Below are 14,021 nucleotides of genomic sequence, written 5' to 3' on the forward strand. Positions count from 1 at the left end.
AGGCTGGGGGTGCGTGTCTTCACAGTGAGACACATCGGGCGTGGCACCATACGCGACGTCCCTCCGCCCGGCTCGAGGGGCCCGTGGTTCACCAGACCGTTCGAGCGGAGGTTTTTCGCGCAACGGCGCGGTTGTCGGAGGCTCGCGTTAGTGTCGCGACGTGGCCCTCATCCTGCATCGTCGTGACGCTCCCACGGCCCTCGCCGACCAGCTCGTGCAGCTGCTCGCCGAGGCACCGCTCGACGTGTTCGCCCGCGAGCTCGTCGTCGCTCCCTCGGCCGGCGTCGAACGCTGGCTGACGCAGCGGCTCTCGCACCGCCTCGGCGCCACGCTCGGTGACGACGGCGTCTGCGCGGGGCTCGACGTGCGCACACCGCACACCTTCATCTCGCTCCTGTTGGGGCGGGAGAACGACGATCCGTGGCACCCCGACCGCCTCGCGTGGGCGGTGCTCGCAGCCATGGACGAGTGCGTCTCACGCTCGGGCTTCGAGGCTCTGGCGCGGCATCTCGGTGCCGATGCGGTGCGGGCGGGTGAGGATCCGTGGTGGCACCGTGCCCGGCAGTCGCGCCGTTACGCGGTGGCGCGCCGTGTGGCCGGCCTGTTCGCCCGGTATGCCGACGACCGCCCCGAGCTCATGCGTGCTTGGGAGGCGGGCCGCGAGAACGACCTCGTCGATCCTGATCTCGCGTGGCAGGCCCCGCTGTGGCGCACCGTGGTCGAGCGCGTCCTGGCATGTGGCAGCGCCGACGCCTCCCCCGTCCAGCGCCTCGACCGCACCCTCGCCGATCTGCGGGCGGGCACGGCGCCGAGCGACCTGCCGGAACGCGTCTCCTTCTTCGGCTACACGCGCATGCCGGCCGCCATGCTCGACCTGCTCGAGGCCCTCGGGCAGGTGTGCGATGTCCACGTGTGGCTGCCGCACCCGAGCCCGGCCCTCTGGGCCGCGCTGGCCGAGAACCCGCAGGGCATCGTCGCCCGCCGAGATGATGCGAGCGCCGAGGCGGCCGCGCATCCGCTGCTCGCCACGTTGGGCCGTGACATCCGTGAGGTCGAGGCGGCTCTGCTCGCACGCAGTGTCGTCGATGCCACCGATTCTGGCGGTGGGGAGAGTCGCGACGCCTCTCGGGCGACGCCGACCCGCCTCGCTCTCATGCAGGACGACATCCGCGCCGACCGAGCGCCGTCGTCGGTGCCGAGCGTGCCCGAAGACGATCGCTCGGTGCAGATCCACGTGTGCCACGGCGCTGCCCGTCAGGTCGAAGCACTGCGCGAGACGCTCCTGTGGCTCGTGAGCGCCGAGGGCGGCAATCTCGAGCCGCGCGACATCGTCGTCATGTGCCCCGACGTGGAAACGTACGCACCGCTCATCAAGGCCACGTTCGCGGCCGTCGACGAGCACGACCACCACCCCGGCCGGCGTCTACGCGTGCAACTGGCGGACCGCGCCGTTTCGGCCACCAACCCGCTGGCCGAAGCCGCGCAGCGTCTCGTCGAACTCGTGACGAGCCGCGTCACAGCCTCGCAGGTGCTCGACTTCGCGGGGCTCCCCGCGGTGGCCGAGAAGTTCGGCTTCGACACCGACGCGCTCGAACGCATCGCCCGGTGGGTCCGCACGACGGAGGCTCGCTGGGGTCTCGATGCCCAGCATCGCGGCGAGTACAGCCTCGGCGGCCTCGAGAACAACACCTGGGCGCAGGCCCTCGACCGGCTGGCCCTGGGCGTCGCCATGAGCGCTGACACGGACGCGGCGGCGTCGCAATTCGTCCCGGTCGACGATCTCGGAAGCTCCGACATCGCCGTCGCCGAGGCCTTCGTCGCCCTCCTCACGAAGGTGAGCGAAGCGGCGTGGGAGATCCGCCGCGTGAGCGCCGTCGACCCCGCCCTGCCGCGGGCGAGCTTCACTCCCGAGGAGTGGTTCGCGTGGCTGCGGCGCAACGTTCTCGCCGTCGCTGCATCCGCTCATGACATGGCCTGGCAGCGCGCCGAGTTCGAACGCGAACTGTCGTTCCTCGAAACCGGCTCCGCATCGGGTGCCGCGCTTCGCATCACCGATGTGCGCGTCATGCTGGAGCAGCGCTGGGGTCCGCGCCGCACGCGCAGCAACTTCCGCAACGGGGCCGTCAGTGTCTGCACGCTCACGCCCATGCGCTCGGTGCCGCACAAGGCCGTCGTCCTGCTCGGTCTCGACGACGACACGTTCCCGCGCGCTCAGGTCGTCGACGGCGACGACGTGCTGGCCCGCCACCCACTCGTCGGCGAACGCGATGCCCGCAGTGAGGACCGGCAGCTCCTGCTCGACGCCCTCATGGCGGCACAGCAGCACTTCATCGCGTTCTACTCCGGCTTCGACGAGCGTGACGGCACCCGCCGCCCACCGGCCGTCCCGCTGCAGGAGATCATCTCGGCGGCCGCTCGGACCGGCACGGGCGAATCCCCTGCCCAGAACACGGCCCAGAGTGCGGACGAGGGGGCGCCGTTCGAGCACCTGCACCCCCTTCAGCCGTTCGACGAACGCAACTTCGTCGAGGCCTCCCCCCTGCCCGGCGGTTCCTACGACGCCGCCGCGCTCCAGGGAGCCCGGGCCCTGCGCGAGTTCCACGCCGACCCTCTGCCCCGCCCGGCGTTGCTCTCCGAACCGCTCGCGCCCGCACCCCCGACCGACGTCACACTCGACGACCTCACGTCGTTCCTCGAGAACCCTGCACGCACCTTCCTGCGCTCGCGCCTGCAGATCGGCGTCACCTACGAGGCCGAGGAAGTCGAGGACGGTCTACCGATCCAACTCGATCCCCTTGAAAAGTGGGCCGTCGGTGACCGCGTTCTGCGCCAGGTGCTCTCCGGCCGAGCTCTGGATCGTGCGCTGGCCGACGAGAGGCGCCGAGGCAGTCTGCCTCCGGACCTTCTCAAGGCGGGCCGCGACGACGCGGCCACCATCGAGAGGCAGGTGCGTGGCGTTCTCGAGGGTCTCCCCCCGGGCGACCGCACGTCGCACGACATCCACCTCGATCTCGCCCTGCCGCCGAGCGCCGAGGGCGCGCCCAGCACCTCGGTGCGTCTCACCGGTGTGGTGCCGGGGGTCATCGGCGACGAGATCCAGGTGGTCAACTACGGCAGCGTCAACGCCCGGCACCTCGCTTCGGGGTGGGTCAAAGTGCTCGCCCTGGCCGCCTGCTTCCCCGACCGAACCTGGCGGGCTGCGGTTCGCGGAAGAAGCGGCTCGTGCGTTCTCACGGTCGACTCGGCCGAAGCGCGCGAGAGCCTCGTCTCACTCGTCCTCAACCGCGGCTACGGGCTGCGGGCTCCGTTACCGGTCCCGGCCAAGACCGGCCTTGCGTACGTGGAGGGCTACCGTGCCGCGATGCGCAGCGCCAACCCGAACGAGGCGAAGGCCGTGGAGCGCGGCCTCATGAAGGCTCGTCGGGAGTGGGAGAGCAGCTACGAGTACACCCGGGAAGACGCCAACGAGTGGTGGAGCCGTGTCTTCGAGGGGCGAGCCAGCCTCGCTCGCCTGGACGCGCAGGGGCGCTTCACGCTGCTGGCGCCGCGCCTGTGGGGCCCCATCGTCGACCACCGTCAGGAGCTCTCGTCATGAGCGGATACCAGCCCGCGCTGCCCGACACCGTGCCGAACGTCATGCAGCCGTTCAGCATCACCGCTCCCATCCCGGAGGGCACCACACTCATCGAAGCCAGCGCCGGCACGGGCAAGACGTGGACCCTCGCCGCGCTCGTCACCCGGCTCGTGGCCGAGGAGGAACTCCCCCTCGACGAGCTTCTCGTCGTCACGTTCTCGCGCGCCGCGAGCCAGGAACTGCGTGAACGCGTCCGCGGCCAGCTCGAGGACACGCTGCACCGCCTCGGCGCACCAGCCGGCGATGACGACGACGAACTCGTCACGGCGCTGCGCGGCGGCGGCGCCGAGGCGGTGGATCAGCGCCGGGCCCGTCTGGCCCGAGCGCTCGCAACGTTCGACTCCGCCACCATCGCGACGATCCACCAGTTCTGCCATTACGTGCTCAAGAGTCTGGGCGTCGCGGGCGACTCGGACCCGTACGCCACGCTCGTCGAGGACACCGAGACCCTGCGCCAGGAGGTGGTCGACGACGTCTTCCTCCGGTTCAGCAAGGAAGCGAACTTCACCCTCGACTACGAGGAAACACAGAAATACGCGAAGGCCACGCTGGACAACAGCACCGCAGAGATCGGCCCGGTTCCGCCGCCGGCGCACCTCGAGACCGCGATCGCCTTCAGCCGTGCCGTGCGGGAGGAGTACGCACGCCGCAAGCGCCGCGGCGGCATCCTCGAGTACGACGACCTGCTCTCCCAGCTGCGCTCGGCACTCAACGACGAGAATTCCCCCGCACGTGATCGCATGAGGGAGCGCTGGAGCGTCGTCCTCGTCGACGAGTTCCAGGACACCGACCCGGTCCAGTGGGAGGTCTTCTCCCGCGCATTTGGCGAGAAGGGCCGCTCACTCATCCTCGTCGGCGACCCGAAACAGGCCATCTACGCCTTCCGCGGTGGCGACGTACAGACATACCTGTCGGCAGCGAAAACGGCCGTCAACTCCTTCACGCTGCCGACGAACTACCGCAGCGACGCTCCGCTCGTCGAGAGCCTGCAGACACTGATGGCTGGTGTCCAGCTCTCACCCGGCATCGTGACGCACCGCGTCGACGCGGCCCAGCACACCTCACGCCTCGGCGGACAGCCAGGGCAGGCTGACGCCCCCGTCGAACTGCGCTGGGTTCCCGAGGCCGGGCTGGCCGTCGGGCTGGCCCGCTCCATCGTCCTGCGCGACGTCGCAGCGAGGGCCGCGCAGCTTCTCGCCGGGGGAACGACGTTCGACGGTGAGCCCCTCGCTCCCCATCACTTGGCCGTCCTGTGCCGTACCAACAATCAGCTCGTCGAAGTGCGCGAGTACCTGCGCGAGTTGGGCATTCCGGCGGTCATGATGTCGAGCGAGTCGGTACTGCGAAGCTCCGCCGGCCGGTGGTGGCTCGAACTGCTCATGGCACTCGAGCAGCCGCACCGCCCCGAGCGGGTCAGGGCCGCCTGCCTCACGCCGCTCGTCGGGTGGTCCGCCGAGCGCCTCGACGCGATCGACGACTCGGGCGTCGACGAGGCAGCCGAACTCGTCGCCATGTTGCTGGCGCGGTTCCATTCCGGCGGCGTTCCTGGCATCGTCGACGCGCTACGTGCGCGCGGCATGCTCGCCCGCCTCCTGCGCCGCACCGGCGGAGAACGCGACGTCACCGACATCGAACACTGCGCCCAGTTGCTCACGGCCCGGCAGATGTCGGCCCAGGCCGGCATCTCCTCGCTCGTCGCCTGGCTGCAGGAGCAGAGCGCACAGGACGCCAAAGCAACCGCCGACGCACGCATCATGCGCCTCGACTCCGACGCCCTCGCCGTCACATTGTCGACCATCCACAGCAGCAAGGGTCTGCAATACCCCATCGTTCTGGCCCCGACGCTGTGGGACCGCTACGACCAGCCGACCAAGACTCCGGGGGTCGTGCACCGCAACAACCGCCGGGAGCTGTCCTTCGACCCCGCGACGGTGAACGCTCCCGAGGCCACGGAGGAGAACACCGGGGAGGAGATGCGTCTGGCGTACGTCGCGATGACGCGGGCGAAGAGCGGCCTCGTCCTGTGGTGGGCCGGCACGAAGCAGAACACGTCCAAGAGCGCCCTGCACCGGTTGCTCTTCGGGCAGGCCAACGGCCCCGAGGCCCTCGATGCGCTCCTTCAGGAGCGCGCCGACGGAGCATCCGAGAAGTGGCTCACCACCACGGAACAGAACGGCACCCCCAAGGTGGACCGGGTCCGCGAGGTCTTTGCCGCTTGGGCGAAGCACGGCGCGTTCACCGTCCATGAAATCGACCCCAACACCGTTCCTCCGCACATCACGGTCAGGCGGGGTGACGCGCGGCTTGCGGTGAACACCTTCAACGACGCGGACGTCGATCGCGCCTGGCGCCGTACGTCCTACTCGGCGCTCTCCGCCGCCGGTGAGGCCGCCGACGAACTCGCCGCCCTCGGTGATGTGACAAGCGAACCCGAGCACCTCGCCGTCCGCCTCGACGAGGACGCCGACGTCGAACTCGCGACGCCGCCGTCCCCGGACATGCCGGGCAGCGAGATCTCCTCCCCCATGGCGAATCAGCCGATGGGCGCGACGTTCGGTTCCCTCGTCCACGGCGTGCTCGAGGAGGCTGACTTCCAGGCCGCGGACCTGCGCGACGAGCTGCGGGCCCACATCCTCGAGCAGCAGATGTGCTGGCCCGCGGATGTCGAGGTCGAGTCACTCGCCGACGCCCTCGTCGCCGTCATGCACACGCCCTTCGGCCCCCTGGCCGACGACGTGACGCTGCGGGACATCGTCTCCACCGATCGACTGCCCGAGATGGACTTCGAACTCCCTCTCTCCGGCGGCGAGGAGCCCCACCCGTCATCGACGTTGCGCGCTTTCGCTCCGCTCCTGCGCGAGCACCTCGACGAAGGCGACCCCCTGCGCACCTATGCGGATCAGCTCGATTCCTCGGCACTCGGCGATGAGCTCCTGCGCGGCTACCTCACGGGTTCGATCGACCTCACCTTCCGTCATGGTGGCCGCTACTTCGTCGTCGACTACAAGACCAACCGACTCGGCGATGTCGACGCGGCGCTGACGCTGGCCGACTACGCGCCGTCGCGGCTCGTCGAGGCGATGAACCACTCGTCGTATCCGCTGCAGGCGATCCTTTACTCCGTCGTGCTGCACCGCTACCTGCGTTGGCGGCTGCCCGGCTACAACCCCGACGAGCATCTCGGAGGCGTGCTGTACCTCTACGTCCGTGGCATGGCCGGCCCCGACACGCCGCGCGAGAACGGCACGCCGTGCGGAGTCTTCACCTGGCGGCCGCCGGCGACACTCGTCGTCGCGCTGTCCGACGCCGTCGACGGGGGACGGGCAGGTGGTGTCCGATGACCGACACGCAGCTGCCGACCACACCCGGCGAGCGTTCCGCAGAGCCGGGCGGCGACACACCGAACGGCACTCCGCTCGAAACGCTCAGGGCGGCGGCGTTCGTCACCGAGGGCGATGCCCTTGTCGCGAGCCGCGTCGCCCGGCTCGTCGACGCGCCGACCGACACGTGGCAGATCGCCACGCTCGCGCTGACCGTGCGCGCCGTGCGCGAGGGCTCCAGCGCGCTCGCACTCGACGAAATCGGCCGCCTCACACCCGAACGGGACCGTTCGCTCGACGACGACACCGAGGCACCGACCATCACGCTCGCCGACATCGTCGCGCCACCGTCGTCGCACCAGCTGGCAGACGACCTGCGCACCGGTCCCCTCGTCGGGCAGGGTGTCGTGCACCTCGAGTACGGCTTGGCGTACCTCGATCGCTACTTCCGCGACGAGGTGATCGTCGCCGGTCTCCTGCGCTCACGTGGTGTTGCGCCCGTCGACGACGACGCTCTCCGGCGCGCAGGTGCGGCTCTCGAAGGGGGCACCCTCGACGACGCCCAACGCGCCGCAGTGGACTCGGCACTCACGTCCGCAACGACAGTCCTCACCGGTGGTCCCGGCATGGGTAAGACCTACACGGTCGCTGCAATGCTCGTGGCCGCCCGAGCAGCCCTCGGCGACACGACACGCATCGCACTCGCTGCCCCCACGGGCAAGGCCGCGGCACGCATGGCCGAATCGCTGCGCGAAGCGGACGTGCTCGCCGACAACGACGCGCTCACGCTCCACCGGTTGCTCGGCTACGACGGCACCAACTCCCAACGGTTCGTCCACGGTCGGGGCAATCCGCTCCCGCACGATGTCGTCGTCGTGGACGAGGCGTCGATGATCTCGCTCAGCCTCATGGCACGCCTGCTCGAAGCGCTCGGGCCGAACACGCGCCTCGTGCTCGTCGGCGACCCGGACCAGCTCGCGAGCGTCGAGGCGGGTTCCGTGCTCGGCGACCTCGTCGCCGGGCTCGACACCGGAGTGATCCGGCTCGCCACGCACCACCGCCTCACGCAGGGTCGCGCAGCGGTGGCGGAGGCCTTCGCGCAGCCGACCGGCGACCATCCCGACGGCGGCGAAGGAACTGTCCCGCCGTCCTCGGAGCGTGTGCTCGCAGCCGTCGACAGCCCGGACGACGGCGTCGAGTTCCTCGAGACCGACGCCCCCGACCTCACGATGCTGCCTCACCTCGTCGAGGCCGCTTCCCGGCTGCGCGAGGTCGCGGCCACGGGCAACGCAGAGGCGGCTGTCGCGCAGCTTCGCGCAAGTCGGCTCCTCGCGGCGCACCGCACCGGGCCGTTCGGTGTGGCGCGGTGGAACCGTCTCATCGAGAACGCCCTCGCCGAGCGGTTCCCCGACGTCACGCCGTACGCCATGTACGTGGGGCGCCCGGTCATCGTGACGAAGAACGACCGCGCCCTCGGGCTCTTCAACGGCGACAGCGGCGTCATCATCCGCCAGGGCACCGCGCTCGTGGCCGCGATGGAAACCGCCTCCGGCGTGCGCACGTTCTCGCCGTGGCGCCTGGGCGACCTCGAGACGATGCACGCCATGACCGTGCACAAGGCCCAGGGAAGCCAGGCCGAGCACGTCACCGTCATCGTGCCGCCGGTCGGCTCGCGCCTGCTCACCCGCGAGATGCTCTACACGGCTCTCACCCGAGCGACAGAGCGCCTCACCGTCGTCGGCACGCGTGAGGCCGTCGAACTCGCTGTGGAGACGCCGATCCTGCGCGCCTCCGGGCTGCGTCACCGTCTGCGCGAGCAGGACGGCTGAGGCCGCAGCGTGAACACCCCCGTCGGCCGGTTCGGGCGGCGTGATCGAATGAGGTCGCGCCCCGAAACCGGAGCGACGGGGTGATGAAGGGACGGGCTTCGTGAGCAACGAGGACGAGACACGCAAGGGCACGCTCTACGGCTTCCTCGCGTACCTCGCGTGGGGCATGTTCCCGCTCTACTTCCACGCCCTCATCCCTGCCGGGCCGTGGGAGATCCTCGCCCACCGCATCCTGTGGACGCTCCTGCTGTGCGTCGTCCTGCTCGGCGTCACACGTCATCTCGGCTTCCTCAGGAGCCTGTTCGGCGATCTCAAACGCCTCGGCGCCATCTCGCTCGCAGCGGTGCTCATCGCGATCAACTGGGTCGTCTACGTCCTCGCCGTGACGACGGGACACGTCACCGAAGCCGCGCTCGGCTACTTCCTCAACCCGCTCGTCACCGTCATGCTGGGGGTGCTCGTGCTCGGCGAGAAGCTACGTCGGATGCAGTGGCTCGCCGTAGCCATCGGTGTCATCGCCTGCGTGTACCTCGCCGTCGACTACGGCAGCCCGCCGTGGATCTCCGTCGGCCTCGCCCTCAGCTTCGCGGCGTACGGGCTGATGAAGAAGCGTGTCGGCGGGCGCCTCACGGCGCTCGAGGGGCTCACCGCAGAAACGGTCGTCCTCGCTCCGTTCGCGGCCGTCATGCTCGTGTGGCTCGGCGCCACGGGGCGCAGCACGTGGTCCGGTAACGGCTCGTGGCACCCCGTGCTGCTCGCCCTGTCGGGCGTCGCCACCGCCATCCCGCTGCTGCTCTTCGCCGCCGCAGCGCGCCGTATCCCACTCTCGACGATCGGGCTACTGCAGTTCATGACGCCGGTCATACAGCTGCTGTGCGGCGTGCTCGTGCTCGGCGAGACGATGAGCGCCGGACGCTGGGTGGGCTTCGGCCTCGTCTGGATCGCCCTCGTCGTCCTCACGGCCGACTCCCTCGCCCAAGCCCGGCGAACCCGGCGAGCGCGCCGCGCGACGCCCCTGGAGACGTCAGCGGCCGACCCCACCTAGACCGAGGTCGAGGCGGGGCCGGCCGGAGAACCTGAGGTCAGCGTCAGGCGCCGAGCACCTGGTCGAGGTAGGCGTTCGTGAAGACCCGCTGCGGGTCGAAGCGCTCGCGCAGCGCCACGAAGTCGTCGAACTTCGGGTAGACGGTGCGCAGGTACTCAGCGTCGTAGTCGTGCATCTTGCCCCAGTGCGGGCGCGCCTCGTGAGCGCGCGCCATGTCCCAGAAGTACTTGAAGTACGTCCGGTGGTCGGCCTTCACGTAGTGGTGGATGGCGATGTAGCAGCTCTCGCGGCCGTAGGCGGTCGACATCCAGCGGTCGTCGCCGGCCGTCCAGCGCACCTCGACGGGGAAGGCGACAGGCTCGTTGGTGCGCTCCACCCAGGCCTGAAGATCACGCAGGATCGACTCGGCCGCCTCGACCGGCACAGCCATCTCCGACTCGCGGAAACGCACGGTGCGCGGTGAGGCGTAGACGCTGTGGCTGACGTCGCTGAACTCTCGCGCCGAGAGGGCCCGCGCCGAGACGTTGTTGATGCGGCGGGTGAGGTTCGGGCGAGCGACGCTCAGGCGGCAGATCGCGTCGAAGAGCGTGTTGGAGAGGAACTCGTCGTCGAGCTTGTGGCGCCACTGCGCCAACGGCTTCGTCGGGGCATCGCCGGCGCCGCGCGTGTTGCGCTTCGTCATCACCTTGTCGGTGTGCGGGAACCAGTAGAACTCGTAGTGATCGGTCTCGGCGAGGGCCGCGGGGAGCACGGCGAGTTCCTCGGTCATCGTCGAGGGACGCTCGACGGCCGAGAGGGTGAACGCGGGCACGCACTGCAGCTCCACCTCGGTGAGCACACCGAGTGCTCCGAGCGTGACGCCGAGCGCCGGCACGAGGTCGCTGTTCTCGCCGCCCTCGCTCCAGCGCAGCACGTCGCCGGTGCCCGTGACCATCTCGCCGCCGACGACAGTGCCGCCGAAGCCGGTCCACGCGAGGCCCGTGCCGTGCGTCGAGGTGGAGACGGCGCCGGAGATCGTCTGACGGTCGATGTCGCCCATGTTCGCGAGCGCCAGGCCGCGGTCGGCGAGCAGGTTGACGAGCTCGTACAGGTGGGTGCCCGCCTTGACACGCACGCGGTTCGTCGCTTCGTCGACCGAGACGATGCCCGTCATCGCGTCGAGACGCACCTGGGTGTCGACCGGCTGCGCGATGGGAGTGAACGAGTGGCCGGCACCGACGGGGCGAACCTTGCGTCCAGCCGCAGTACTCTCACGCACGAGCTCCGCCGTCGCGGCAGTATCGCTCGGCGAGACGACGCGTGACGGCGTCGCCGTGACGTTGCCCGCCCAGTTGCTCCACTCAGCCAAAGTTCTTGCCCTCCCCTCGATACGTGGGCACCGTCTCGATGACGCGCCCACCCTCCACGACGTGAACGGTGTCGAGACGCTCGCACACCTCGCCCGCCTTGGTGTGGCGGAACCAGACGTTGTCGCCGATCGCGAGCCCACGCGTTCCGGGGCCACGCAACGGGGTCTGCACCTCGCCCGGGCCCTCCTGACCGAAATAGCGCAACCCCTCGGGCCACACCGGGGTGGGCATACGCGACGAGTTAACGACACCGGAGGCGAGGTAGCCGCCGCTGAACGTGACGACGACGGATTCGGACGGACGCCGCACGACCGGCGAGACGAAGTAAGCGGCCGCCTTGGTGGTCAGATCGCGGTAATTGTCGAAGAACGTCGAGGTGAACAGTCCGGAGCCCACAGCGATGTCGGTGACGACACCGTCGTTGCCGGTCAGGTGCACCGAGCCGGTTCCGCCACCGTTGACGAACTCGAGGTCGGCGTATTGCTCGACGGCCCGACGCACCGCACCGCGACGCACCTCCAGCTCCTGCACGGAGCGGCGCTTGATGAGACGGTGCACGGGGGTGGCGTCGGCGACGCCGGCCACCTGGGCCTCGTACATCATGATGCCGACGAGGCGCACACCCTCGGTCTCGGATGCGAGGCGCGCGAATTCTCCGGCCTCTTCGGCGGTGTGCACCGACGATCGGTGGACGCCGAGTGAGAGGCGTCCGATCCGCAGGGACGCGTCGACGTCGAGGCTCACACGCAACTCGCACCCGTGCTCGCGTCCGATCCGCCCGATCATCTCGAGGTGCTCGGGAAGGTCCACCATGAACGTGATCTCGCGGCGGGCGGTGTCGTTCTGCGCAACCATCGCCATCGTCGCCACGTCAACACTCGGGTAGGCGATGACGACGTCGTGGGCGCCGTTCTCGACGAGCCAGAGCGCCTCGGCCGCCGAGTAGACGAGCAGACCGCAGACCCCGTCCTGCTCGAGGCCCCATTCGAGGATCGAGCGCACGCGCACCGACTTGCTCGCGAGCCGAAGCGGCACACCGTCGGCGGCGCGACGCAACTTCTCGAAGTTCTCACGCAGCACGCCTTGATCGACGACGAACTGCGGCCCCTCACCTGCATCGATGGGGGCGTCGAACACGGAGGTCATGTCTGGGTCATCGCGAGAATCTCTGCAAAGCTGTCGAGAACCTCGAGGGCCTTCTCGTCATCCCCGTCCGCGAGCCACGCGAGAGCGACGCCGTCCGTCATGGCAACAGTCATCCGGGCGATGACATCGGCGGGCAGACCGAGTTCGGCCTCCCCCTTCTTCTGGAACAGTTCGACGAAGCCGCGCACGACCTCGTATTTGTTCGCGAAGATGCGTTGCGCCAGCTCCGGACCCGGGGCCTCCTGGCGCACGAGGTAGGCCACCAGTTCGTAGACCAGGCGCTGCCGCTCGGTCTGGGCACCACTCAAGGTCCAGTAGTACCGGAAGGCTTGCTTGATGGCGTCGACGGGGGTGGCGCCGTCGGGCAGGTCGAACTCGGCTACGTCGACCTCACGCTGAAGGAGGGTCTCGACTACTGCTTCGAGCAGGGCCCGCTTGTTGTCGAAGCAGTAGTGCACCGTTCCGAGCGACACACCCGCCTCCGTCGCGATGCGCCGCACCGTCGTGTTGTCGAGACCGTCACGGAGCGCGATGCGGATGGCAGCGTCGATGAGCTGCGTCCTGCGCGTGTCGATGTCCAACCGAGGCATGCTTGCGACCCTACTCCCTCATGAGGACGCGTGACCCGACGAAAGAAACCCATTCATCTTTCAACGATCGGACTGCGTGACGCGTCTCGCGGGTTCAGGCGGAACGCGACGCGACGCTCATCGGTAGCGCCTTGAGAGCCGTCTGCGCGTCACCTTCGCCCAACTCGTCGATGAGCGCAGCCGCCTCACGAGCCAGCGAGGCAGTGTGCTCACGTGCCTTGTCGATCGCGGGGTGACGACGCAACAGCTCAAGGGCTTCGGCGTGCTCGGCGTCATCGACCAACGGGCGCGCGAGGAGCTCCTTGAGCCGCTCGTCGGCCGGGTCGTTCGAGGCGTTGACGTAGAACGTCGGCAGGGTCGCCACGCCTTCGCGCAGATCGGTGCCGGGCATTTTGCCCAGCGTCTCGGCGTCGCTCGTGATGTCGATGATGTCGTCGGAGAGCTGGAAGACGAGGCCGACGAGTTCGCCGTATCGGCCGAGCAGGTCGATGACGCGCGCGTCGCAGCCGGAGAACATGGCGCCGTACTGCGCGGCGGCCGCGATGAGCACACCGGTCTTGTCGGCGAGCACACGCAGGTAATAGGCCATGGGGTCTTCGCCGTCAGGAGCCTGACGCTCGTCCTCGATCTGGCCTGCACACAGGCGGACGAAGGTACGCGCCTGCAGGAGCACGGCCTCGGAGCCGAGGTGAGCGACGAGCTCGGAGGCCTTGCCGAACAGCAGGTCACCGACGAGGATCGCCGTCGAGTTGCCGTAGACCGAGTTGGCGCTCGGCACCCCGCGACGCAGGTCGGATTCGTCCATGACGTCGTCGTGGTACAGCGAGGCGAGGTGCGTCAGTTCGACAGCGGCGGCGGCATCGACCACCTCGTTGCTCGCGCCCGTGCCGAGTTCGGCGGTGAGCAACGTGAGCAGCGGGCGAAAACGCTTGCCCCCGGCGTCGACGAGGTGGTGGCTCGCCTCCTTGACGAGGGGGCTGTCGTGATCGACGACCTCGTCGAGGCGGTCGTTGACGCGCACGAGACCGTCGGCGAGGCGCTGCGTCAGTTCGTCCGACGCCTCGGGCACGACCGCAGCGGCAGGGGATGTCATCGGTTCACTCTTTCG

At 69.3% G+C, this 14,021-nt stretch carries 8 protein-coding genes; 4 read left to right on the forward strand and 4 right to left on the reverse strand.

Features of this window, described 5'->3' with window-relative positions:
* Window positions 1–160 precede the first annotated feature (160 nt).
* The 4 genes from recC to rarD all read left to right on the forward strand — a co-directional run bounded on the left by recC (window position 161) and on the right by rarD (window position 9,828).
* Window positions 161–3,595 carry an exodeoxyribonuclease V subunit gamma gene (gene recC / locus AA983_RS01295; RefSeq protein ID WP_047310435.1) on the forward strand — a complete coding sequence of 1,145 codons (3,435 nt, stop codon included), beginning with the start codon at window positions 161–163 and terminating at the stop codon, window positions 3,593–3,595.
* Complete coding sequence (locus tag AA983_RS01300; protein ID WP_052946734.1) at window positions 3,592–6,975, forward strand: UvrD-helicase domain-containing protein; 3,384 nt, start codon at window positions 3,592–3,594, stop codon at window positions 6,973–6,975. The genes recC and AA983_RS01300 overlap by 4 nt, the downstream gene beginning before the upstream one ends.
* The gene (locus AA983_RS01305; protein ID WP_052946736.1) at window positions 6,972–8,783 is read left to right on the forward strand and encodes an ATP-dependent RecD-like DNA helicase; all 1,812 of its coding nucleotides are present in this window, start codon (window positions 6,972–6,974) and stop codon (window positions 8,781–8,783) included. The genes AA983_RS01300 and AA983_RS01305 overlap by 4 nt, the downstream gene beginning before the upstream one ends.
* A 166-nt stretch (window positions 8,784–8,949) precedes the next feature.
* The gene (rarD, locus tag AA983_RS01310) at window positions 8,950–9,828 is read left to right on the forward strand and encodes an EamA family transporter RarD (protein WP_197078952.1); all 879 of its coding nucleotides are present in this window, start codon (window positions 8,950–8,952) and stop codon (window positions 9,826–9,828) included.
* A 43-nt stretch (window positions 9,829–9,871) separates the two neighbouring features.
* Here rarD and AA983_RS01315 read toward each other — a convergent pair whose 3' ends face one another.
* The 4 genes from AA983_RS01315 to AA983_RS01330 form a co-directional block, all read right to left on the reverse strand.
* Window positions 9,872–11,176 carry a D-arabinono-1,4-lactone oxidase gene (locus AA983_RS01315; RefSeq protein WP_047310437.1) on the reverse strand — a complete coding sequence of 435 codons (1,305 nt, stop codon included), beginning with the start codon at window positions 11,174–11,176 and terminating at the stop codon, window positions 9,872–9,874.
* Window positions 11,169–12,323 (reverse strand): alanine racemase, encoded by a 1,155-nt coding sequence (locus AA983_RS01320; RefSeq protein WP_047310438.1) that lies wholly within the window; start codon window positions 12,321–12,323, stop codon window positions 11,169–11,171. The genes AA983_RS01315 and AA983_RS01320 overlap by 8 nt, the downstream gene beginning before the upstream one ends.
* On the reverse strand, window positions 12,320–12,913 hold the full coding sequence (locus AA983_RS01325) for a TetR/AcrR family transcriptional regulator (protein WP_047310439.1): 594 nt from the start codon (window positions 12,911–12,913) through the stop codon (window positions 12,320–12,322). The genes AA983_RS01320 and AA983_RS01325 overlap by 4 nt, the downstream gene beginning before the upstream one ends.
* Before the next feature lie 94 nt (window positions 12,914–13,007).
* Window positions 13,008–14,006, reverse strand: coding sequence for a polyprenyl synthetase family protein (locus AA983_RS01330; protein ID WP_047310440.1), 999 nt, complete (start codon window positions 14,004–14,006; stop codon window positions 13,008–13,010).
* Window positions 14,007–14,021: the final 15 nt, after the last annotated feature.

It is taken from the genome of Dermacoccus sp. PE3 (assembly GCF_001021715.1).
Lineage (GTDB): Bacteria > Actinomycetota > Actinomycetes > Actinomycetales > Dermatophilaceae > Dermacoccus > Dermacoccus abyssi.